A 23,236-nucleotide genomic window follows, 5' to 3' on the forward strand; every position below is an offset into this window, starting at 1 on the left:
TTACCTCCTGGTATAAAGATCGGCGTATTGCTGCCGCAGGATGTTTTTCTGAACCTTGCCCATCGTGTTGCGCGGCAGATCCTCGGCGAAGATGATGCGCTTGGGTTGTTTGTAGCGGGCGAGACGTTGCTGGAGGGCGCTGACGATGGTCTTTTCATCGAGGACGGCGCCGGGCTTGCACACGACGACGGCCGTTACGCCTTCTCCGAAATCGGGATGCGGCACGCCGATGACAGCGCTTTCGACCACACCCTCGATCTGGTCGATCTCGCCTTCGACCTCTTTCGGATAGATGTTGTATCCGCCCGAAATCACCAGGTCCTTGCCGCGGCCGACGATGTGGACATAGCCGTCCCGGTCGATCTTGCCGAGATCGCCGCTGATGAAGAATCCATCTGCCGTGAACTCCGCCGCCGTCTTTTCCGGCATGCGCCAATAGCCCTTGAAGACGTTCGGCCCTTTGATCTCGATCATGCCCGTTTCTTCAGGCGGCAGCTCGAGCCCGGTGGCGGGATCGGTGACGCGCACCGTGACACCCGGCAGCGGGAAGCCGACCGTTCCGGCAATCCGTTTGCCGTCATAGGGGTTGGACGTATTCATATTGGTTTCCGTCATGCCGTAGCGCTCAAGAATGGCGTGACCGGTACGAGCGTGGAACTCGGTATGGGTTTCGGCAAGCAGGGGAGCCGAACCGGAAATGAACAGGCGGATGTTGGCGACCGCTTGCTTGTCGAGGCGCGGGCTTTGCAGCAGGCGCACATAGAAGGTCGGCACGCCCATCAGCATCGTTGCCTCAGGCATCAGCGAAACGACCTCGTCAGCGTCGAATTTCGACAGCAGAAACATCGAGGCGCCGGCGAGCAGCGTGACATTCGTGGCGACGAACAGCCCATGGGTGTGGAAGATCGGCAGGGCGTGGATCAGCCGATCACCTGATGTGACGCGCCAATAATCCCGCAAGGTCAGGGCGTTCGAGAGCAGGTTCCCATGGGTGAGCATCGCCCCCTTGGAGCGTCCCGTCGTTCCCGAGGTGTAGAGGATCGCAGCCAGATCATCGGCGGAACGTGAGGCATCGACAAAGTCGGCCGGCTCATCGCGGGCGAGATCCAGCAACGAGCCGCTACCGTCGGCATCGAGCGTTTCGACGATCGCACCGTGGGGCTTGGCGATCGTCTCAACGCCTTCCCGGGCGGCCGGCGCAACAATCACCAAACGCGGCTCCGCATCGCCGATAAAGTAATCGAGCTCGGCCAGCGTATAGGCGGTGTTGAGCGGCAGGTAGACGGCGCCGGTTCGAAGGCAGGCGAGATAGAGGATCAATGCCTCGGCGCTTTTCTCGACTTGCACCGCCACCCGGTCGCCGGGGCGAATGCCGAGCGCGTCCATCGCGCTGGCAATGCGGCCGGAAAGAGCGAAAGCGTCGTCATAGGTCCATATGCGGGTGTCATCGATCCGGATGAACGGTGCGTCACCGGGCGCAGCCGCCCGCATGGCGTCGAAAAGATGGTTGCTCACTTTCGCCCTCCTCCAAGCGTTGAGTTCACTATTTGTTGGAATGGCCGGGAGCCTTGCTGGCCATTGCCGCCGCGGCGGCTTTCGTCGTTCTGGCCGAGCAGGTTTTTGACGGCAGGCGAGGCAATTACTTCGCCGCGCTGCGCTAAGGCCTCGTGGTTGGCCACGATATCGTCGAGCTTGTAGAGGTAGTTGACCATCAGGCCGTGGGCCTGCTGCATCGCCTTGGCCGAGCGGTCGCCGAGAAAATTCAGTCTTTCCAGTCGAGCGCCGTTGCCGAGATGGAAGCGGGCGACAGGATCGACCGGGCGGCCCTCCGGTGTCCGTTCGGTCAGGAAATAGCGCGCCGCAAGAGGCAGCAATACGCGCTCCACTTCCGTCGCCGTCTTCTCGTCGTCGGGCCAGTTCGGATCGTCCAGCGCCATCAGTGTTTCGCGGGCCGCTTCCGGCAGCAACCGATCGGCGGTCGAGGCACGCGCCTTGGCAAGCCAACGGGTAAAGCCCGGCACGGGCGACAGCGTGACGAAATTCCTCAGGCCAGGCAGGTCTCTGCGCAGGTCTTCCACGACCTGCTTGATCAGGAAGTTGCCGAACGAGATGCCGCGCAGGCCATCCTGACAGTTGGAGATCGAATAGAAGACGGCCGTCGTCGCCTCGTCGGCGTTGATCTGCTCCCTGCCCTCGACCAGCACATCGCCGATCGCGCTGGGCACGGATCGTGTCAGCGCCACCTCGACGAACACCAGCGGCTCGTCAACCAGCCGGGGGTGGAAGAAGGCAAAGCATCGGCGGTCGGCCGGCGCCAAACGACGGCGCAACTCCTCCCAGCCGGCGATCTCGTGCACGGCTTCGTATTTGATGATCTTTTCAAGGATGTAAGCCGGCGTCGTCCAGTCGATGGGGCGCAGCGTCAGAAAGCCGCGATTGAACCAGGAGCCGAACAGATGGGTGAAGTCGGCGTCGAGCGCGTGATAACCTTCGGATTGGTCTTTGGAAGCAAGCAGCTGCTCACGCATCCGGACAAGCTTGGCGGTGCCGTTCGGCGCGTGATTCAATCGGCGCAGAAGCTCCTGTCGCCGCGGCTCGGCTGCCTGGTGGAGCGCGATGACCGCGGCAGAGCTTTTATCGGTGCGGTAGATTTCGATCGCCTGGTCGAGCTTGGTCGTGTCAGGCCCGAACTTTTCATGCAGCATAAGGAGGAATGCCTGCGCGCCCTCGCTGTCGAGCGCCCCCCATCGATCGAGGATCTCGGCCGCAAGCGCCATGCCCGAGGCTTCGCCCCGGCTCGACAGCAGCATTTCACAGAGTGTCTGGAGATCGGCCTTGGCTGCGACCTGCGTGGCGCGCGAGCCGGAAAACAGAAGCTGGCGTCCGCGATCCGTGATGCTCTGCAGCATGTCGGTGAAGAAGGAAGCCTCAGACATGCCATCTCTCCTTTCTTCTGCCGGCCCGCTTGGGGGCGGCCCGTTTTTGACGGCTGCTTCCCATCGTCGGGTTTCACCGGTAGTATGTAGAATGCCACTCTTCGTACACGAGGTCAACAATCGTGTATACAAGAATTATGTTTATGTATGATGGAAGTGAGACGGATGTCCGAGAATGTCGGCCGATGGCTTCGGGATGAGATTGAAAATTCAATTCTTTCCAACGAGTTCTCCCCCGGTGAGCGGCTCGACGAAATGGTGCTTGCGACGCGTTTCGGGGTCTCCCGCACGCCGGTGCGCGAGGCGCTGATGCAGCTCGATGCGATCGGCCTCATCGAAATTCGACCGCGCAGAGGCGCCATCGTCATCGATCCGGGGCCGCACCGCGTCTATGAAATGTTCGAGGTGATGGCCGAGCTGGAGGGCCTGGCCGGGTCGCTCGCCGCACGACGGCTGGACAAGACCTCCCGGGAAGCGATCACCGCCACCCACGGCCGCTGCGAGCAATCGGCCGCCGCCGGTGACAGCGATGCCTATTATTACGACAATGAGGAATTCCATAAGGCCATCTACGCAGCCGGCCGCAGCGAATTCCTCGAGGAGCAATGCCTGCAATTGCACCGCCGCCTCAGACCCTATCGCCGCCTCCAGCTGCGTGTGCGCAACCGCCTGTCGACCTCCTTCTCGGAACATTGCGCCATCGTCGACGCAATCTTTGCCGGAGACGGCGACGAAGCCCGCCGCCTGCTGAGGACACATGTCGGCATTCAGGGTGAGAGGTTCAGCGATCTGGTCGCCAGCATGGCGGCGAGATGATTGGACTGCAGCAGGAAAACGAAAGCGCATCCCGCCGTCCGCACAACACCCTAATCCAAAAACCGATAAAGCCAGTCGCGCGTCTCCTCCGGGAGCGAGGCCGGCGACTGGTCCTCGCGGGTGCGGGCCTGCCAGATGATCTCGACCTCGGCGGCGCGCTCCTCCCCGGTGTCGATCGAAATGAGGAAGCCGATGGAATGCATGCCGATCTTGTCGATGGTGGCGGTGAAGGTTGCCGGCTCGTCATAGTGCAGCGGACGGTGAAGCATGCAAGAAACCTTGCTGGGGCTATAGACGGGTTCGTCATCGACATCGGGCCGTGACGACCAGAAGCCTGCCAGGACGGATTCGGCATAGGAAATATAGGAGGCCAGAAACATCTGGCCCTTCATATCGACATCGCGAAACGGCACGCGTATTTCCGCCACATCCGGGCGTTTCGACTGACTCATCAACAGATCTGCCCCACTCAGTTCCCCATGGTAACACTACTGCATAATTGCTTATACCGGAACTGGCTTAAGGATAGAATTACGCAATAGTTCAAAGTGTTACAGTGTCCTCCACGCGCCTGAAAGGATGCGGCGCAGTAGCCACGGACCTGATTGACGGAAACGGCGCGAACGAGACAGTTGTGATAGGCGAAGGGTCGGACCGCGCGGCAAGAGCGCTTGTTGAAATCGTCAGGCGATGCCCCATCTGCTGTGGCACATGACATAAGCGACCGATAGAGTGTCTTCATGAGCACCCGTCTTTATGAACACCCGATCTTCCTGGAACATGTCACGCCCGCCGGCCATCCGGAGCGATCGGACAGGATCCGCGCCATCAACGTCGCGCTGGAACATCCGAATTTCGAGCGGCTGGAGCGCCGGCAGGCGCCGCAGGCGAACGAAGATGCGGTGCTGCTTGCCCATCCCGAAGAACATCTCATCGCCGTCATGCGGGAGATCCCCGAGGAAGAGGGTGAGATCAACCAGATCGAAGCCGATACCTATGCCAGCAGCAAAAGCCTGCAGGCGGCGCTGACCGGCATCGGCGGGGCGATGGTGGCGGTCGACGACGTCTTTACCGGCCGGGCCGACAATGTCTTCGTCGCTGCCCGCCCGCCGGGGCACCATGCCGAGAAGATGACGGCGATGGGCTTCTGCTTCTTCAACAATGCGGCGATCGCCGCTCGCCATGCCCAGAAGATCCATGGCGCCGAGCGCGTCGCCATCGTCGACTGGGACGTGCACCACGGCAACGGCACGCAGGATATCTTCTGGGACGATCCTTCGGTGCTGTTCTGCTCGACCCATCAGATGCCGCTCTACCCCGGCACCGGCGCCAAGGACGAGAAGGGCAAGCACAATACCATCGTCAATGCGCCGCTATCGCCGAATGTCGGCAGCGATCATTTCCGCGAGGCGTTCAAATCGCGCGTGCTGCCCGCGCTTGACGATTTCCGGCCGGATCTCATCATCATCTCCGCCGGCTTCGACGCGCATCACCGCGATCCCTTGGCGCAGATCAATCTGACCGGCGAGGATTTCGACTGGGCGACCGGGCGCGTGCTGGAACTCGGGGACCGGCACGCGAAGAACCGGGTCGTCAGCCTGCTCGAAGGCGGTTATGATCTCGAGGGACTCGCCGAATCGGCGGGCATGCATATTCTGAGAATGATGAAGGGTTGAGAATGACTGACAGCGCCAAGCCGGAGGTGTCCGGCCTTTCCTTCGAAAAGGCGGTTGCCGAACTCGAAAGCATCGTCGCCCGTCTGGAACGCGGCGATGTGGCGCTGGATGAATCGATCGAGATCTATGAGCGCGGCGAAGCGCTGAAGAAACATTGCGAGACCCTGCTTTCGGCCGCCGAAAACCGCATCGAGAAGATCCGGCTCGACCGCGCCGGCAAGCCGCAGGGCGTCGAGCCGCTGGACGGCGCCTGAGGCGGCAAACTCCCTTTCGAAGACGCTTGGCTATCTGCTTCCGGCCGATCTATGATCCCCTTGCAAAACGATGAGGGGACGTAAAAATGACGGACAGGTTGAAGGGTAAGGTCGCCATTATCTCGGGCGGCGCGACCGGCATGGGCGGTGCCGCCTCGAAGCTTTTTGCAGCGGAAGGCGCGCGTGTTGCGATCATCGACCGCAATGGCCAGGCGGCGGCCGAGACCGTCCAAGCGATCCGTGACGCCGGCGGCGAGGCCGATTGCTGGACGGCCGATGTCTCGGACGAATCCGCCGTCAATGCCGCCGTCGCGGGCGTCGAAGAACGCTACGGCGCAGTCACCGTGCTCTTCAATCATGCCGGCACGATCGTCATCAAACCTTTCCTGGAAACGACCGTCGAGGAATGGGACTGGCTGCATGCCGTCAATGTACGCTCGATGTTTCTGATGACCAAGGCGGTGCTGCCGAAGATGATTGCGAGCGGCGGCGGGTCGATCGTCTGCACCTCGTCGATCTCGGCAGTCGCCGCCACACCGATGGAAGTGCTTTACGACACGACCAAGGGTGCCGTGCATATGTTTGCCCGCGCCATCGCAGTGGAATTCCGCGATCGCAATATCCGCTGCAACGCCGTCTGCCCCGGCTTCATCCGCACGCCGCACGGCCTGCGCGAGGTGGCCGACCTGCAGGCGCTCGGCGTCGATGTTTCGGATGCCGCCATTGCCGCCCAGCAGGGGCGGATCGGCGAACCCGAAGACGTGGCGCGGGCCGCGCTTTATCTCGCCAGCGACGAATCGAGCTTCGTCAATGGCGCCCATCTCTTCGTCGACAACGGTTTTACCGCGATCTGAGCCCCGACGCGCTTTCATGTGTTGGAGCGTCCATGGCGCGTCCGATTGGACGCGCGGCGCTCCAGGCGCTATCTGTGGGCGATGACGCTCGGCACTGTAGCGATCGGAGATCCCAATGTCCTTCTTTCCCGGTAAAGATCCCCTGCCCGGCGATGCCTTCGCCTGCGACGCGATCGAGAACCTGATCATCCCGCGCACCAGCGATATCGGCGGTTTCCAGGTGCGCCGCGCGCTGCCCAGCCGGCAGCGGCGGTTGGTCGGGCCGTTCATCTTCTTCGACCGCATGGGACCGGCGATCCTGAAGCCGGACGAGGCGCTCGACGTCAAGCCGCATCCGCATATCGGACTGTCAACGGTCACCTATCTGTTCGACGGCGAGATCCGCCATCGCGACAGCCTCGGCACCGAAAAGGTCATCCGTCCCGGCGATATCAACCTGATGACGGCCGGCCGCGGCATCGTCCATTCCGAACGCACGCCCGACAATCTGCGCGGTCATCCGCTGCTAATGTCGGGGCTGCAGACCTGGCTGGCGCTGCCCGATGACGAGGAGGAGATCGATCCCGCCTTCGCCCATACGGAAAAATCCGCCATGCCGCTGATCGAGACGGCAGGCGTGCGTGGGCGCGTGGTCATCGGCTCGTTCGAAGGCATGACATCGCCGGTCGGCGTTTTCTCCGACACGCTCTATGTCGATCTCGACCTGCAGCCGGGCGCCAAATTTCCCTTCGGCGCGGCGCATGAAGAGCGCGCCGTCTATGTGCTCTCGGGCGAGGTCGTCATATCAGGCGACCGTTTTGCCGCCGACCAGCTGCTGGTCTTCCGGCCAGGCGATGCGATCACGCTGGAAGCCGGCCGCGATGGCTGCCACCTGATGCTCTTCGGGGGTGCGGCGCTCAATTCGAAACGTTATATCTGGTGGAATTTCGTCTCTTCCTCGAAGGAGCGGATCGAACAGGCCAAGGAGGAATGGCGCACCGGCCGCTTCGATATCGTGCCCGGAGATGAAGAGGAATTCGTGCCTTTGCCGGAAGGCTGAATGACACGAGATGGGAGAAATAGACCAGGATATCCGCCGAATACCGCTCACACTTTTCGGCATCATGCTCTAAGGTGAAAAGCTTCGGTTCCTGAAATGCACTTGTTTTGCCGCAATCTAATCGAATAAAAGCGGAGCAAGGAAAAGCAAGAAAGAGCGCCCGCCCGTGACACAACTGCCGAAGACCCCCCTGCTCGACCAGGTCATCTACCCCGCCGACCTGCGCAAGCTCGAGGATCGCGACCTGCCGCAGCTTGCCCGTGAGGTCCGGGACGAAATGATCGACGCGGTGTCGCGCACCGGCGGCCATCTCGGCGCCGGTCTCGGCGTCGTCGAATTGACGATCGCCATCCACAGCGTCTTCGACACGCCGAGCGACCGGCTGATCTTCGATGTCGGCCATCAATGTTATCCGCACAAAATCCTCACCGGCCGGCGTGACCGCATCCGGACGCTGCGCCAGGAAGACGGGCTGTCCGGCTTCACCCGCCGGGCCGAAAGCGAATATGATCCCTTCGGCGCGGCGCATTCCTCGACTTCGATCTCGGCCGGCCTCGGTATGGCGATTGCCGCCGACCTCGACAAATCAGACCGCCGCGTCATCGCCGTCATCGGCGACGGGGCGATGTCGGCCGGCATGGCCTATGAGGCGTTGAACAATGCGGGTGCCCTCGATGCGCGGCTCATCGTCATCCTCAACGACAACGATATGTCGATCGCGCCACCGACGGGCGCCATGAGCGCCTATCTTGCGCGCCTTGCCTCCGGTCGCACCTATATGGGCTTCCGTGACTTCGGCAAGAAGCTGACGGCCTATCTCGGCAAGAACATCGACCGGGCGATCACCCGCGCCGTCGAGCATGCGCGCGGTTATGTCACCGGCGGCACGATGTTCGAAGAGATGGGCTTCTATCATATCGGACCGATCGACGGGCATTCCTTCGACCACCTGCTGCCTGTGTTGCGCAACGTGCGCGACAATGGGCGCGGGCCGGTGCTGATCCATGTCGTCACCCAGAAGGGCAAGGGCTATCCGCCGGCGGAAGCTGCGGCCGACAAATATCACGGCGTCAACAAGTTCGACGTCATCACCGGCGCTCAGGCAAGAGTCAAACCGAATGCGCCGAGCTATACCAGCGTCTTTGCCGAAGCGCTCGTGCAGGAAGCCGCCCTCGACGACAAGATCGTCGGCATCACCGCCGCTATGCCCAACGGTACCGGCCTCGACAAGCTCGCCGAGGCCTTTCCGTCACGCTGTTTCGACGTCGGCATTGCCGAACAGCATGCCGTGACATTCGCCGCCGGCCTGGCAGCGGAAGGCTACAAGCCCTTCGCCGCCCTCTATTCAACCTTCCTGCAGCGCGCCTACGACCAGGTCGTGCATGACGTGGCGATCCAGGGATTGCCGGTGCGTTTTCCGATCGATCGCGCCGGCTTCGTCGGCGCCGACGGGCCGACCCATGCCGGTTCCTTCGACACCGCCTTCCTCACCACCCTGCCCGGCTTCGTGGTGATGGCGGCGGCCGACGAGGCCGAACTCAAGCATATGGTGCGCACGGCTGTCGCCTATGATGGCGGACCGATCTCCTTCCGCTATCCGCGCGGCGAAGGTGTCGGCGTCGACATGCCGGCGCGCGGCGAAATCCTGCAGATCGGCAAGGGCCGCATCGTCAAGGAAGGCACCAAGGTGGCGCTGCTCTCCTTCGGCACAAGGCTTGCCGATTGTCTGCTGGCCGCTGAGGATCTCGACGCCGCGGGGCTTTCGACGACGGTCGCCGATGCGCGCTTCGCCAAGCCGCTCGACCATGATCTGATCCGCCAGCTTGCTCGCCACCACGAGATTGTCATCACCGTCGAGGAAGGCTCGATCGGCGGCTTCGGCAGCCATGTGATGCATTTCCTCGCCAGCGAAGGCCTGCTCGACAACGGCCTGAAGCTGCGCTCGCTGGTGATGCCCGACATCTGGATGGAGCAGGCCAAGCCCGAAGCCATGAACGCCCATGCGGGGCTCGACCGCGCCGGAATCGTCTCGACGGTGTTCAGGGCGCTGGGGCGCGGTGTTGCGGTTGGGGTTGCTGGGTAGATGATTGACGTGAGGGTGTGCCGTGTAGCCCCCTCATCCGCCTGCCGGCACCTTCTCCCCGAGGGGAGAAGAGATTCGCGGCGACGTCACGATTCCCCCTTCTCCCCTCGGGGAGAAGGTGCCCGTAGGGCGGATGAGGGGGCTGCCCGGCACGTCCTCTCAACAAAAAAGGGCGGCGCATTACTGCACCGCCCTCTTCATTTGACGTCCCTGTGAAGGGCGTTCTCAGAATTCCGTCCAGTCTTCCTTCACGGCCGCAGCGGCTGCCTGTCTTCCACCGAAGGCCTTGGCGACGGTGCTGGTCAGGGCGTGGGCCGGAGAGGCGACCGGGCGGGAGCTCGTGCCGGCGACGGCAGCGCGCGGCGTCGGGGCCACCTGGCCGAGCTTGAACTGGTGCAGCAGTTCTTCGAGGGCGTTTGCCTCCTGGGCGAGCGCATGGCTGGCCGCGGTCTGCTCCTCGACCATGGCAGCGTTCTGCTGCGTGCCCTGGTCCATATTGTTGACGGCTGTGTTGATCTCCTGCAGGCCGATCGACTGTTCGCGCGTGGCGGTGACGATGGCGCTGACGTGGTGGTTGATCTCCTGCACTTCGGAGACGATGACCTCCAGCGCCTTGCCGGTCTCGCCGACGAGGCCGACGCCGGCAACGACCTGTTCGCCCGAGGTGGTGATCAGCGCCTTGATCTCCTTGGCGGCCTTGGCCGAGCGTTGGGCAAGCTCGCGCACTTCCTGGGCGACGACGGCAAAGCCCTTGCCGGCATCGCCGGCGCGGGCGGCTTCGACGCCGGCGTTCAGAGCCAAAAGGTTGGTCTGGAAGGCGATGTCGTCGATGACGCCGATGATGTTGGAGATTTCGCCCGAGGACTTCTCGATCTGCTGCATGGCAGAGACGGCCTTGCGGACGACTTCGCCTGATTTCTCGGCGCCGAGGCGGGCGCGCTCGACGAGATTGCCGACATCCTCAGCGCGCTTGGCGCTGTCGCGGACGGTCGTCGTCACTTCCTCAAGCGCAGCTGCGGTCTGTTCGACGGCGGCAGCCTGCTGCTCGGTGCGGTGGGCCAGATCGTCGGCGGCGGAGCGGATCTCGCCGGCGCCGGCATTGATCGCCGAAGCGTTGCGGCCGACCGATTGCAGCGCCGCCTGCAGCTTTTCGACGGCATGGTTGAAGTCATTGCGCAGGCTGTCATATTGCGAGGCGAACGGCGTCTGGATACGACCGGCCATATCGCCATTGGCAAGCTCGGCAAGGCCGCCCGCCAGAGCGTCGATGGCATGGCGGAGCTCGCCTTCCTCGCGCGCCTTCTGCTCGTCGCCTGCCCGGCGCTGGCGCTCGGCATCGTCGCGCATGCGGTCGGTCTCGCCGGCAAGACGCAGCTTCTCGATTGCCGCCTGCTTGAAGACCAGGACGGATTGAGCCATGCGGCCGATTTCGTCGCCGCGCTCGACAGCCGGAACCTCGATGTCGTTCTGACCGCCGGCGAGGCGGTCCATCGCGCTCGTCATGCCGACGACCGGGCGGACGATGATGCGCGACATCAGCCAGGCAAGCATGGCGGCAGCAAGCGAGGCGACGATGCCGCCGGCAAGCAGCGTCATCTTCAGATCGCTGTTGGCATCGGCGCGGATTGCGGCCAACGCGTTGGACTTTTCACGCGCGGTGGCCTTGATCTTGGCCGAGGCCTGGCGGAAACCGTCGAGCTGGCCCTTAGTGGCGTTGACGCCGATCTTGACGACCTCTTCGATCGGCATGTCGGTTTCCTTGCGTGCCTTGGTCTGCGGCTCGGCAAGCTCATGGAAATAGAGATCGGCGGCCTTCTGCATGCCGTCGATCATCTCGATCAGCTGCGGCTCGCCGGCCGCCGTCTGCTTCGCAGCGGCAATCGCTTTCAGCATGCGCTCGCGGTTGGCGAAGACATCGCCATAGGTGCTGTCGCTGCGGAAGAGGATGAAGCCGCGCAGGTTGACGGCCTGCTCGAGCATCGCCTGCAGCGCATCGTCGATCTGGTTAACGAGCAGCTCGGATTTTTCCTGCTCGGCAGACGCGGCAGCGGACGCCGTCGCCTTGGAATAAACGAAAGCGGAAACGGCGATGAAAATGAGAATGAGGGCTGCGAACGTGGCCGCAAGCTTACCGTTCAAGGATATGTTTTTGGCGGACATCGGTGATTTCTCCTGACGACAGTCGACGCGGCGAGAGGCAGGTCGCGCGAGACGCAACCGCCGGGATGTTTGAAGCTGAGAACATGATCGACGTGCAAACACTTGCGCCGTCATGGCGCCGAGCGGCTTGGATGAACCGCTACAATCACGCCGAACCTATCCGGGCAGGCTTTAAATTTGTTTAAATTTGTGCAGCGCAGCAGCAGCCGAACCTGAGGATTATTGTGCAGCTTCCGGAGGATTGAGGATGAGGATGTCGAAATCCTTTGTGGGATCGAAATCCTCAGCCGTCATCCGGAAGGTCGTCGGGCCGATCTTTTGAACATTGCTGCCGCAGAAGCTGATGAGGCTGCCGGGCTTGCCCTTGTCGATCGTCAGCTGGAAGCGCTTGATCGGCCCCGCCCAGTTGGCGCCGGTCGACAGCACATAGGAGATCCAGCTTTCGGTATAGTTGGCGCCGCCGGCCTCGGCTTCCCGCGCGCGCTGCTGGGCAACCCTGACGAAATCTCCGTCGAGGCAGTATTTGCGGGAATATTCCTCGAAGCGCTCACCCTTCGGCTCGCCACCTTCGAGAAAGCTGATGGCGACGGTGCCGCCGACGGCCGGCTTGTAACGGTGCGCTACGCTGACCTTCTTCTTCGCCGGAAAGGTGGTGCGCCACCAATAGGTCGAGCGCAGCGTCCAGAGCGGTACGAGATCGACCTTGGCATCGCCGGCGCCCATGGGATAAACGAGGCCGCGGGCGATCCAGTCCTTGCGGACGGTTTCGGGAAGCTTGGCGAGCGCCTCGGTCGTCTTCTGGCTGTAGGGCAAGACGGGGATGCCCTGCTTGGCAAACTCGTCGGTCACGTCGATGCCGAGCGAGACGACGCGCTGCTGCAGCTTGGCGGTGATCGGACTGCCATCCTGCACAGTCGAGAAATGCAGGAAATTATCGTTGTCATAATCGGAGATGGCGGAATTGTTGTCGACCTGACCTGATAAGTCAGGCATCGGAAAGGCGACCAGGCTTTCGACATCCTTGTCGGAGCTGTTCTCGAAGACGTAGTCGACACGCACTTCCGAAGCGGAGATGAAGAGATCCTCTTCCGCCATGCTGACATCGTCGGATTGGGCAAAGATCAGCCCGCCGGTCTTGATCTCTGCCAGAGTATCGTTCGCGAGCGCGGACGATACGATCCCCGCCGCGACAAGCCCCACCGAGACAGGTAGAGTGAAGAGCTTCAGCATGGAACACCCCCGTGTCTGCGGCACGCCCCGCGATCGCCGCGGTGGGATTATCGCCGAAAGCTTTTGAGGGTCAATGACGGTCTTGGGAACAAAATGCTTGCAACCGGCGGCTTTGCCGGTCATGCACAGCCGATGTCAGATCAAAACACCCAACGTCTCGACCAGCTTCTCGTCTCCCTCGGCCTCTTTGCCAGCCGCTCGCGCGCCCGCGACGCCGTGCAGCGCGGCACTGTCAGGATCGGCGGCCAGGTGGTCACGAAGGCTGGCGCTCTGTTTGGCGCAGACGCCGCAATCGAGATCGACGATCCGGCGCAGGACTATGTCTCGCGCGCCGCGCTGAAGCTTGCCGCGGCCCTCGACCATTTCCGGCTCGATCCTGCCGGCCATCACTGTCTCGATGTCGGTGCCTCCACCGGCGGCTTCACCGAGGTGCTGCTGCAGCGCGGTGCCGCGCATGTCACCGCGATCGATGTCGGCCACGGGCAGATGCACCCGCGCATATCAGGCGATCCTCGGGTGACGAACAGGGAGGGCCTCAACGCCCGTAACCTGACGGCAGACGATATCGACCATCCCGCCACCTTCATCGTTTCCGACGTCTCCTTCATCACGCTGAAGCTGGCGCTCGCGCCGGCCCTTGAGATCGCCGAACCGGGCGCTGTCGCCGTGCTGCTGGTCAAGCCGCAGTTCGAGGCCGGGCGCGAGGCGATCGGCAAGGGCGGGATGCTGAAGGACCCCTCGTCCGCTCCCGCCGTCGCTGCAGAATTGGAGCGCTGGTTCACCGAGGATATGGGCTGGAAAAGCCTTGGCCTCATCCCCTCCCCGATTTCCGGCGGCGACGGCAATCAGGAATTCCTTCTGGCAGGATTGAAACCGTGAGCACCGAAACCGTCACGATCGAGAAGCTCGGCGCCCAGGGCGACGGCATCGCCAGCAGCGCCGGCGGGCCTGTCTATGTGCCCTTTTCCCTGCCCGGCGAAACCGTAGCGATCGCCCGCGTCAAGAGCCAGGGCACGATCATGTCGATCACGACGTCCTCGCCCGACCGGCAGGAGCCGCCCTGCCGGCATTTCGGCCCGGATGGCGTCAACGGCACCTGCGGCGGCTGCACGCTGCAGCATATGGCAGATGCGTCCTACCGCGCCTTCAAGCGCCAGCTGGTCATCGACGCGCTGAAATCCAAGGGGCTGACGCCGGAGGTCGGCGAGATCGTTCCGGCCCGGCCGGGCGAACGGCGGCGCGTGGTGTTTGCGGCGCGCAAGACCGAGAAGGACATGCTTGTTGGATTCAATCAGGCCGAAAGCCACCATATCGTCGCGATGGAGGAATGTCCGATCTCGTCGGCAGGGATCATCGCCCGGCTGCCGGCGATCAGGGCGATTGCTGCATCGCTGGCGACCAGTGCCGAACCCTTCCGCGTCGCCGTGCTCGAAACGCTTTCCGGCCTCGATATCTCCGTCGATGAAGTGAAGAAACTCTCCGACCCGCAGCGGCGCAAGGCGATCGAGACGGCGCTCAGCCTGCGCGGCATCGCCCGTGTTTCGCTGAACGGCGAAATCCTCGTCGAGCCGTCGAAGCCGATGGTCGAATTCGGCGGCGTCCAGGTTTCACCGCCGCCGGGCAGTTTCACCCAGGCGACCAAGCCGGCGGAAGAGGCGATGGCGGAGCTGGTCATTGCCCATGCCGGCAAGGCGAAGCGGATCGCCGATCTCTTTGCCGGCTCCGGCACGTTTTCACTGCGGCTGGCGCGGATCGGCCGCGTGCACGCCGTCGAAGCCGAAGCTAAGGCGCTCGCAGCACTCGACCATGCGGCCCGCAACACGCAAGGGCTGAAACCGGTCAGCGTCGAAAAGCGCGATCTCTTCCGCCGTCCTTTGATGACGCAGGAATTCAAACCCTATGATGCCGTCGTCTTCGACCCGCCGCGCGCTGGTGCCGAGTTCCAGTGCCAGGAGCTTGCCCGCTCAGGCGTGAAGAGGATCGTCGCCGTCAGCTGCAATCCGCTGACGCTGGCGCGGGATCTCGCGATCCTCGTCGAGGGAGGCTACCGGATCACGCAAGTGACGCCGATCGACCAGTTCCTCTGGACCTCGCATGTCGAGGTGGTGGCGACGCTGGAGAAATAGGCGTGGCTGTCGGAAAGACCAAAAGACGCAACCCATACTATAGCGGCCCCGTCTCCGATCACTTCGACGGCACGCATTTCTTCAATCCCGAAGGTATTGAGCCCCTTGGTTTCCGCGATCTGCTGCGGTGGCAATTCGGCGGTGGCCGTGAGCGTTGGCCGCGGTCGGTCCCAAGTCCGTACGCGGCGGCCAAGCCGGATCCACGCGTAGACGGCGAGGATCTAAGGGTGACCATGGTTGGCCATGCAACAATGCTCGTGCAGGTCGCTGGGCTCAATATCCTCACCGACCCGGTATGGTCGGAGCGCGCGAGTCCCTTCGCTTTTGCCGGACCCAAGCGCGTCGTCCAACCGGGCATCGCGTTCGATGATTTGCCGCCGATTGATCTCGTGCTGGTATCGCACAATCATTATGATCATCTCGATATCGCAACGCTCAGGCGGTTGGGTGCGAAGCATCGGCCGCGTGTCGTGACGCCACTCGGCAATGACACGATCATTCGCCGTGCCGTGCCCGATATGCAGACGACATCGATGGACTGGGGCGAGCGCATTTCGCACGCCGGAATAAGCATTGATGCGGAGCCTGCGCACCATTGGTCCGCTCGCGGAACCGCCGATCGCCGGATGGCACTCTGGGCGTCGTTCGTTTTGTCGACGCCAGCCGGAAAAATTTATCACGTCGGAGATACGGGCTTTCACAACGGCATCAATTACAAAGCGGCACAGCAGAAGCATGGCGGCTTTCGCTTGGCCATTTTACCCTTCGGCGCCTATGAGCCGCGCTGGTTCATGAAAGGGCAGCACCAGAATCCGCAGGAGGCGGTGATCGGGATGAAACTGTCAAATGCGGCCTATGTGGCCGGGCATCACTTCGCCACGTTCCAACTGACAAATGAAGCGGTCGACGCGCCGGCAAAAGCGTTGCAAGACGCCATGAGCGAGCATGATATTCCCCCCGAACGGTTCCGGCCGCTCAGGGCCGGCGAGGTATTCAACGTGCCGGCGGTCTAAGAAGCGATGTCAGGCGATGCTCAGCGACGCATGAAGGCTTCGAAGGCCGCCCGGGCCTCAGCGCTTTTCAGCCGCGCGGAGAAATAGCGGGCTTCCTCGTCGATGCGGGCGATGATCTCGCCGCGGTCGCCACGAATGAGATCGCGGGCGATGCGCAGCGCCTCCGGCGGCTTTGAAGCGAGCTTTGCTGCCGTGGCCAAAGTCAGAGAATCGACCTCGCCTGACTCAACGACCTTCCAGACGAGGCCGGCTTCCTTCGCTTCCTCTGCCGAGAATGCTTCGCCGGCGGCCAGCAGGGCGAAGGCGCTCTGATGGCCCATCAGCCGCGGCGCGACGAGGCTGGAACCGGCCTCCGGCACCAGCGCCAGATCGACGAAGGGTGTACGAAACTGGCTGCGGCTGGAGGCGATGGTCAGGTCGCAATGGAGATGGATCGTCGTGCCCATGCCGATCGCAAGGCCGTCGACGCCCGAGACGACGGGTTTTTCGGCGTTCACCAGCGCATAGAGGAAATCGAGGATTTCCTGCTCCAGGCCGCGGCCACCCATTGCGGCAGCCAGAAAATCGTTCATGTCGTTGCCGGCCGAGAAGCAGCCCTCGGTACCGAGGAAGGCGGTAGCGCGGATGCCGGGATTTGTGTTGGCGGCATTCAGCGCATCGGCCATGGTGCGGTACATGGCGCGGGTGATGGCGTTCTTCTTTTCCGGCCGATTGAAGCGGATAGACTGGACGCCGGGATGGGGGGTAGGCTGCTCGACGATGATGTGATCGGTCATAAGGTCTCCTCAGGCAAGCAGGATGCGGGCGGCGGCAAGGCTTGCTGCGCCACTGACGACGCGGTCGCGAAGGGCTGCGGTCTCGGCAAGCAGGTTTTCGGCGGCGAAGCGGCAGAGCGCGACGCGGTTTTCGGCCGCACCATCGCTGCTCTCGGCGAGACCGCCCTTGGCGAGATAACAGCCGGTGAGCACGAGGCCGAACAGGCGCTGATAGGGGGTGGCACCCGAGAGCGCCTCGGCGGTGCTGTTCTCGGCAAGCGTCTTTATCAGCCAGGCGGTCGCCTGCTCGAGATCGGCGATGGCCGCGTCGAGCCTGACAGCGGTCTCGCCGAAACCATCGAGATTGGAGCCGCGGACATTGTTGGCGATCTGCTTAAGCTCGGCGATAAAACCCATCACCTGGTCGCCGCCGGAGAGCGGCAGCTTGCGAGTGACAAGGTCGATCGCCTGGATGCCGTTGGTGCCCTCGTAGATCGGCGCGATGCGGGCATCGCGGAGATAACGCGCCGCACCCGTCTCCTCGATGAAGCCCATGCCGCCATGCACCTGGATGCCGAGCGAGGCGACGTCGACGCCGGCATCGGTCGAAAAGGATTTGGCGATCGGCGTCAAAAGGGCGGCGCGCTCTTGCCAGTGACGGCTGGTATCGCTTGCCCGGTGGGACATGTCGATCGCATGGGCGCAGGCATAGGAGATCGCGCGCGCCCCTTGCGTCAGCGCCTTCATGGTCAGCAGCATGCGGGCGACATCGGGATGTTCGACGATCGGGCTCATGCCGGCACTGCCTGAGCCCGGCGCCCTGCCCTGAGTGCGTTCCCTGGCATAGGCGAGCGCCTTCTGTGTGGCGGCCTCGGCGATCGCCACGCCCTGCATGCCGACCGCAAGGCGGGCATTGTTCATCATCGTGAACATGCAGGCGAGCCCCTTGTTCTCCTCGCCGACCAGCCATCCCACAGCGCCCTTTTCACCGCCGAATTTTCCGTCGCCGTAGATCATCGTGCAGGTCGGCGAACCATGGATGCCGAGCTTGTGCTCCAGCGAATGGCAGAACAAATCATTGCGGGGCCCAAGCGAGCCGTCGTCGTTCACCAGGAATTTCGGCACCAGAAACAGCGAAATGCCGCGTGTGCCGGCCGGCGCATCCGGTAGCCGGGCCAGCACGAGATGGATGATGTTGTCGGCCGCGTCATGTTCGCCCCAGGTGATGAAGATCTTCTGGCCGAAGAGGCGGTAGCTGCCGTCGTCGCTGCGCTCGGCGCGGGCTTTCAGCACGCCGAGATCGGAGCCGGCATGCGGCTCCGTCAGGTTCATGGTGCCGGTCCATTCGCCGGAGACCATCTTCTCCAGATATTTGTCTTTCAGCGCAGCACTGCCATGGGCACTGACCGCCTCGATGGCGCCCATCGTCAGCGTCGGAGCGAGCGCAAAGGCCATGGAACCGGAATTCCACATTTCGAGGGCCGCGACATTCAGCATATGCGGCAAGGCCTGGCCGCCGAAAGCTTCAGGCGCCGTCAGGCCGTTCCAGCCGCCGGCAATCCAATGGCGATAGAGATCGCGCCAGCCATCCGGCAGCCTGACCTCGCCATCGATCAGGCGGGCGCCTTGGCGGTCGCCGATGTCGGCGAGCGGCGCCACTTCCTCTGTGGCAAAACGTCCCGCTTCGGCCAGGATCGCATCGACGAGATCCTCGCCGAGATCGCCGAGCAGCCCCTTTGAAATCGCCTCGTCCATACCCGCTACATGCTTCAACGTGAACGCGATTTCCTCGACGGGCGCCTTATACATGGTTTTTCCTCCGCAGACCGGCCTCGCGCGGCAAAGCCCCTCCGAGGCAAGGGCTAATTGATTTTTACGTAAACGTCAATTTCGATTTCTTCAGTGGTCATGCGATAGTTTGGCTGAGATGACGCTTTGCTGTTGCACCGTTGCATAAATAGCCGTCATGGAGACACTACAGCGCCGCGCGTCTTTTCAGACGCGCAAAGGACGCTGTATCACTTTGAATGCTGCATAATTTTATCCGTAAATCGATTCCGATTTAAGGAATTATGCAGTAGGGAATGACATCGCCTTCGCAAAGGACCGGCGACCAATGGATACATTGCCCGTCAACATACCCGGTTTCGTCTGGGCCTATCGCTTCTCGCCGGGTGAAAAGACCGCGGTGCGGCTGAACAACAGTGCGACGGTGGCGGAACTGACCGCGGAAAACTGTTTCTACTGGCTGCACCTCAACCTTGTCGACGCCCGCGTGCCGGCCTTGCTCGATACGCTGGAGGGGCTGACGGAGGACGCGAAATCGGCGCTGACGACGCGGGATACGCATGCGGCCATCACCGTGGACGAGCAGATGCTCTATGGCACGCTCGTCGACTGTCAGCGCGATTTCGCCCAGGACACCAACAATCTCGGTTGGCTGCATTTCGCCATGTCCGACCGCTTTCTCATCACCACAAGGCTGCAGCCGCTGCGCAGCGTCGAACGGGCGCGGGCGCTGATCGAGAAGAACCCGGGCAAATTTTCCCGGCCGGTCGATCTCTTCGAACTGCTGGTGATCGAATTCCAGCGCACGCTGATCGCAATCGTCATCGAACTCACCGAAGAACTGAACCAGATCGAGGATATCGTCTACGACAGCGCGCAGCGCGATGAACGCCGGCGCCTGGCGCCGGTCAGGCGCACCGTGGTCAGGCTGCATCGGCATCTGCGCACCGTGCTGGCGCTGATGCGCCGGGCGGCGGCGGCCGACGACGACGAGATGCCCTTCGGCTTCGACGATGTGGCGCGGCGGCTGACCAGCCGGCTGGAAACGGTCGACCACGATATTTATGCGCTGCAGGACCGGGCGCGCCTGCTGCACGAAGAAATCGATTCGAAACAATCCTCCGAAACCAACCGTCACCTCTATTTGCTATCGATTATGACGGCCTTCCTGCTGCCGCCGACCCTGGTGACCGGCTTCTTCGGCATGAACACCGCAAACCTGCCCTTCGCCGTCGGCGACTACGGCACGGAATACGCCGTCGTCCTCATGGTCGCCTCCATCGCCTTAGCCTGGTGGCTGCTGCGGCGGGTGGATATTCTTTGAGCGGGAAAAGCTTGGCGTGACCGGGGGCGCGCGGGTCCGCTCCTAATCCATCAAACGTCGTGGTATTTGCCACAAAGCTCACCCCACTCTCCGCCATCCTCGGGCCTGACCCGAGGATCCACGCAGGCCTCCTCCATCAGCAGCGGGCATGGATCCTCGGCTCAAGGCCGAGGATGACGGAGGGTGGGATAACGTTCCTGCCAAACTCGCCGCCGATGCAGCGGCGTTGCGGCTATCGCATCACGTCACATCGCATTGACACAGACCAATCGGAAGCGCGGCGCGCTTCCAGCCTCAATACGGCGAATAGCACTGCTGGCGCGGGCCGTTATAGGGCTGGAACGTGTTGTCGTAGGCGCGATAGGACCGGTAGCGGTTTGCGCACCAGGCGACGTGGCTCGAACCCATGCGGGGCGCAGGCGCGACGTAACGCGGCTGCGCGACGATTGCGCCACCGATGACCGCGCCGGCGCCGAAGGCGGCGAGCGGATACCAGTAGCCGTTATAACGGCGGTATCCCGGGCGGTAATAGGAATATCCGCGATAGCCGCCGTAATAGCCGGGCCGGTAGTAGGCGCCGGGACGATAGCCGGGCCGGTAACCGGGGCGATAGTAGCGGCGATACTGGACGTTCTCGACGGCGGAGGATTTTTCCACCTGCGGGGCGGTGGGCATCTGGATTGCCTGCGACGGCGCAAAGCCCGTCAGCACCACGGCGGCAGCCAGAACTGCGGTCGCAATCTTGTTTCTCAGCCCGATCATTGCTTCAACTCCCATTCAACAGCGATCACCGCCTGCCCAGCAACGCTTCCGCGCCCGAATGGTTCCAGAAGCAGCCGGGGCCGGCTGCTTTCCCTTTTAGAGAGTCTGAACTGAACCGGAGATTAACCGGCGCCGGCGATGCGATCAGGCAACGGCGGAGATTTTCGCCTGGTCGCCCTGCAGGCGGTTCACCATGAAGTTCGAATACCATTCGAGGAACTGCATGACGCCGCCTTCATGCAGGGAAGAATAGGGGCCTGGCTCATAGGCGGGCGAGTGGATGCCGAAGGCGTTTTCCTCGACGATGCGGCGATCCTGATCGTTGGTCTCGGTCCAGACGTGGGTCAGTTCCTCGAGATTGTAATCCACGCCTTCGACGGCGTCCTTGTGGACGAGCCACTTGGTCGTCACCGCCGTCTCATTGGCGCTGAGCGGCAGAACCCGGAAGGAGATGGCGTGGTCGCCGAGCAGGTGGTTCCACGTCGTCGGGTAATGGAAGAGCAGCATGGTGCCGATATGACCGATCGAGATATCGTCGGAGAGCGGGCGCTTGACGGCGCGCTTGCCCGACATGGTGTAGCTCTCGGCATCCTCGATCAGCGGCATGCGGGCGGTGCGGAACTGACCGTCCGGCGAAATCTGGAACTTGCTCGGCAGGCCGGCCGCCTCGCAGCGCGCCCAATGGCCGGCGATCTCGGGATCGTCGGCGCCGCCATCCGTGCCGGTGACGCTCGGGGCTTCGGGATAGGTGCGGCAGAGTTCGGGGTGATTGGCGGCGCAGTGATAGCACTCGCGGTTGTTTTCCCAGACGAGCTTCCAGTTGCCCTTCTCGATGATCGTGCTCTGGAAGGCGACCTTGCTCTCACTGATCCGGTGCGGCGCGACATAGGGTTCGATCTTGTCGCGCACCGGCTGGAAATCCGGGGCGGTGTTGGCAAGGCAGATGAAGACATAGCCAGCGACGATTTCGCAATGGACGGGCTTCAGGTTGAAGCCTGATTTGTCGAAGTCATCACCCATGTGGCGGGCGAAGGCGAGCTTGCCGTCGAGATCATAGGTCCACTGATGATAGGGACAGACGAGGCGCACGGAGGAGCCGTGCTCCTTGGTGCAGACGCGCGAACCGCGATGGCGGCAGCTGTTATGGAAGGCACGGATGACATTGTCGCGGCCGCGGACGATGACGACAGGATAGCTGCCGATCTGAACGGTGAAATAGGCGCCCGGCTTCGGCAACTCGCAATCATGGCCGATGAACAGCCAGTCGCGATAATAGATCATCTCCATGTCGAGCTGGAAATAATCCTCATCGATGTAGAACGGCTGTTCGAGGCTGAAGCCCTCACGGCGGCTCTTGAGCTGACGCAAAACGTTGCTGCGAATATCCATCTTCATGTCCTCGTGCACCCGGCTGCCGGCTGCCGGCAAGAAGGCCGGCGGAAGCGCGCCCGCTTCCTTCTCCTTGGGGAGAAGTGTTCATGGCGTCATTTAATCACCGAGCCTGCCTGCCGCTTGGTTGTAATGCGACATCGGCTTCGAAATTGACGACAGGATACGGCAAGCCGCAAGCCGCCGATCCCGGTCGATGACATTGCCCGACTCTCCGGGCAATTATCCTCAATTGCGACATGGCGTAAAGACCCGCTCCGCAAAGAGGCCGGCTGCCTGATATCGATCGCCGTCGCATTTGCGACATCTGCCGGCATTTGCCTCCCAGCCGGCCGGCCGCGGGGCCATTTTTTAACATCGCCTTAAGCATACGGTCCTATCCTCCTGATGATCACCGACCGACCGAAGAACGCGAACCATGGCCAGACTCCGTTATTTCGACGCGAAAGATGCGAGCAGATCGCAAGAACCGCAGCTGATTGCCGCCCATTCCGAATTCTTGCGAACCGGTCGCATCCCCCGCGAGCGGCGGCATTGGCTGGCCGAGGAAAAGCGGTATTTCACCCATGACGAGGTCGCAGCGAAGACCGGACGAAAGCTGCAGGTGGCCGGCGAGAAGACACATCAGCACATCAACGGCTTTCACCACTCGATCCAGTTTCCGAAGATGATCTTCCACCGGACGCTGGAGGATAGCCCGCATCTCGGCTATTGCCACGTCACCGCCGCGCGGACGAAATTCGCCCATTACGAAGAGGTAAGCTGGGCCTTCTACATCTCCAATTTCTATTCCGAGATCGGCGAGAACGACAATTTCTTCGAGCGCATCGATGTCGGTTATTCCCGCATGTATTTCGCCGTCGCGATCAAACCCGGCGAGAACTCCGCGGAAAAGATGACTATCGACCGGTCGGTGCGCGGCAACGGCCTGCTCTTCCGCACGCATGATCCGCAGGCGGCGATTCGCAACATCCTGCTGCTCGGCGCCCGCAACGAACAGCTGCGCGAAATCATCCGGCAGCTCTAAAGCG

20 protein-coding genes are annotated in these 23,236 nt (G+C 62.5%); 11 read left to right on the plus strand and 9 right to left on the minus strand.

Annotation, left to right across the window (positions count from 1 at the left end):
- On the minus strand, window positions 1-1,515 hold the full coding sequence (locus tag G9X68_RS04450) for an AMP-binding protein (RefSeq protein WP_171601427.1): 1,515 nt from the start codon (window positions 1,513-1,515) through the stop codon (window positions 1-3).
- Window positions 1,512-2,936 (minus strand): malonyl-CoA decarboxylase, encoded by a 1,425-nt coding sequence (locus G9X68_RS04455; protein WP_171601428.1) that lies wholly within the window; start codon window positions 2,934-2,936, stop codon window positions 1,512-1,514. The genes G9X68_RS04450 and G9X68_RS04455 overlap by 4 nt, the downstream gene beginning before the upstream one ends.
- 165 nt (window positions 2,937-3,101) lie before the next feature.
- Between G9X68_RS04455 and G9X68_RS04460 the strand changes: the two genes are divergently transcribed.
- On the plus strand, window positions 3,102-3,752 hold the full coding sequence (locus tag G9X68_RS04460) for a GntR family transcriptional regulator (protein WP_171601429.1): 651 nt from the start codon (window positions 3,102-3,104) through the stop codon (window positions 3,750-3,752).
- A gap of 50 nt (window positions 3,753-3,802) precedes the next feature.
- On the opposite strand, the gene G9X68_RS04465 is transcribed toward G9X68_RS04460, so the two are convergent.
- Window positions 3,803-4,204: an acyl-CoA thioesterase gene (locus G9X68_RS04465; protein ID WP_171601430.1), complete on the minus strand. Its 402-nt coding sequence runs from the start codon at window positions 4,202-4,204 to the stop codon at window positions 3,803-3,805.
- Window positions 4,205-4,492: 288 nt separating this feature from the next.
- Between G9X68_RS04465 and G9X68_RS04470 the strand changes: the two genes are divergently transcribed.
- The 5 genes from G9X68_RS04470 (at window position 4,493) to dxs (ending at window position 9,658) form a co-directional block, all read left to right on the plus strand.
- Entirely contained in the window at window positions 4,493-5,428 is a 936-nt protein-coding gene (locus G9X68_RS04470; RefSeq protein ID WP_171601431.1) for a histone deacetylase family protein, read from the plus strand.
- Window positions 5,429-5,430: 2 nt separating this feature from the next.
- On the plus strand, window positions 5,431-5,682 hold the full coding sequence (locus G9X68_RS04475) for an exodeoxyribonuclease VII small subunit (RefSeq protein ID WP_003545921.1): 252 nt from the start codon (window positions 5,431-5,433) through the stop codon (window positions 5,680-5,682).
- Window positions 5,683-5,768: 86 nt separating this feature from the next.
- On the plus strand, window positions 5,769-6,536 hold the full coding sequence (locus G9X68_RS04480; protein ID WP_138328842.1) for an SDR family NAD(P)-dependent oxidoreductase: 768 nt from the start codon (window positions 5,769-5,771) through the stop codon (window positions 6,534-6,536).
- A gap of 115 nt (window positions 6,537-6,651) precedes the next feature.
- Window positions 6,652-7,575: a pirin family protein gene (locus G9X68_RS04485; protein WP_171601432.1), complete on the plus strand. Its 924-nt coding sequence runs from the start codon at window positions 6,652-6,654 to the stop codon at window positions 7,573-7,575.
- A gap of 166 nt (window positions 7,576-7,741) precedes the next feature.
- Window positions 7,742-9,658 (plus strand): 1-deoxy-D-xylulose-5-phosphate synthase, encoded by a 1,917-nt coding sequence (dxs, locus tag G9X68_RS04490; protein WP_171601433.1) that lies wholly within the window; start codon window positions 7,742-7,744, stop codon window positions 9,656-9,658.
- A gap of 225 nt (window positions 9,659-9,883) precedes the next feature.
- Here dxs and G9X68_RS04495 read toward each other — a convergent pair whose 3' ends face one another.
- A complete protein-coding gene (locus G9X68_RS04495) occupies window positions 9,884-11,818 on the minus strand; it encodes a methyl-accepting chemotaxis protein (protein ID WP_171601434.1) in 1,935 nt (644 codons plus the stop codon).
- Between the two features lie 219 nt (window positions 11,819-12,037).
- Complete coding sequence (locus G9X68_RS04500) at window positions 12,038-13,048, minus strand: DUF4424 domain-containing protein (protein ID WP_171601435.1); 1,011 nt, start codon at window positions 13,046-13,048, stop codon at window positions 12,038-12,040.
- A gap of 93 nt (window positions 13,049-13,141) precedes the next feature.
- Between G9X68_RS04500 and G9X68_RS04505 the strand changes: the two genes are divergently transcribed.
- Genes G9X68_RS04505 through G9X68_RS04515 form a run of 3 tightly spaced genes read left to right on the plus strand, consistent with a single transcriptional unit; the run spans window position 13,142 to window position 16,187 of the window.
- Window positions 13,142-13,927 carry a TlyA family RNA methyltransferase gene (locus tag G9X68_RS04505; protein WP_240602083.1) on the plus strand — a complete coding sequence of 262 codons (786 nt, stop codon included), beginning with the start codon at window positions 13,142-13,144 and terminating at the stop codon, window positions 13,925-13,927.
- Complete coding sequence (locus tag G9X68_RS04510; protein ID WP_171601436.1) at window positions 13,924-15,174, plus strand: RsmD family RNA methyltransferase; 1,251 nt, start codon at window positions 13,924-13,926, stop codon at window positions 15,172-15,174. Before G9X68_RS04505 ends, G9X68_RS04510 begins: the two co-directional genes overlap by 4 nt.
- 2 nt (window positions 15,175-15,176) lie before the next feature.
- Window positions 15,177-16,187 carry an MBL fold metallo-hydrolase gene (locus G9X68_RS04515; protein ID WP_171601437.1) on the plus strand — a complete coding sequence of 337 codons (1,011 nt, stop codon included), beginning with the start codon at window positions 15,177-15,179 and terminating at the stop codon, window positions 16,185-16,187.
- Window positions 16,188-16,207: 20 nt separating this feature from the next.
- Here the strand turns inward: G9X68_RS04515 and G9X68_RS04520 are convergent, their stop codons facing one another.
- Window positions 16,208-16,963: a crotonase/enoyl-CoA hydratase family protein gene (locus tag G9X68_RS04520; RefSeq protein ID WP_171601438.1), complete on the minus strand. Its 756-nt coding sequence runs from the start codon at window positions 16,961-16,963 to the stop codon at window positions 16,208-16,210.
- A 9-nt stretch (window positions 16,964-16,972) separates the two neighbouring features.
- Window positions 16,973-18,751 (minus strand): acyl-CoA dehydrogenase family protein, encoded by a 1,779-nt coding sequence (locus G9X68_RS04525; protein WP_171601439.1) that lies wholly within the window; start codon window positions 18,749-18,751, stop codon window positions 16,973-16,975.
- A 307-nt stretch (window positions 18,752-19,058) separates the two neighbouring features.
- On the opposite strand from G9X68_RS04525, the gene G9X68_RS04530 reads away from it, so the two are divergent.
- Complete coding sequence (locus tag G9X68_RS04530; RefSeq protein WP_171601440.1) at window positions 19,059-20,054, plus strand: transporter; 996 nt, start codon at window positions 19,059-19,061, stop codon at window positions 20,052-20,054.
- Between the two features lie 294 nt (window positions 20,055-20,348).
- Here the strand turns inward: G9X68_RS04530 and G9X68_RS04535 are convergent, their stop codons facing one another.
- Both G9X68_RS04535 and G9X68_RS04540 read right to left on the minus strand, forming a co-directional pair.
- Window positions 20,349-20,816 (minus strand): BA14K family protein, encoded by a 468-nt coding sequence (locus G9X68_RS04535; RefSeq protein ID WP_171601441.1) that lies wholly within the window; start codon window positions 20,814-20,816, stop codon window positions 20,349-20,351.
- 144 nt (window positions 20,817-20,960) lie between these two features.
- Window positions 20,961-22,205 carry an aromatic ring-hydroxylating oxygenase subunit alpha gene (locus G9X68_RS04540; protein ID WP_171601442.1) on the minus strand — a complete coding sequence of 415 codons (1,245 nt, stop codon included), beginning with the start codon at window positions 22,203-22,205 and terminating at the stop codon, window positions 20,961-20,963.
- Window positions 22,206-22,623: 418 nt separating this feature from the next.
- On the opposite strand from G9X68_RS04540, the gene G9X68_RS04545 reads away from it, so the two are divergent.
- Window positions 22,624-23,232 carry a DUF6656 family protein gene (locus G9X68_RS04545; RefSeq protein WP_168311038.1) on the plus strand — a complete coding sequence of 203 codons (609 nt, stop codon included), beginning with the start codon at window positions 22,624-22,626 and terminating at the stop codon, window positions 23,230-23,232.
- Window positions 23,233-23,236: the final 4 nt, after the last annotated feature.

It is taken from the genome of Rhizobium changzhiense (assembly GCF_013087625.1).
Taxonomy (GTDB): domain Bacteria; phylum Pseudomonadota; class Alphaproteobacteria; order Rhizobiales; family Rhizobiaceae; genus Rhizobium; species Rhizobium sophorae.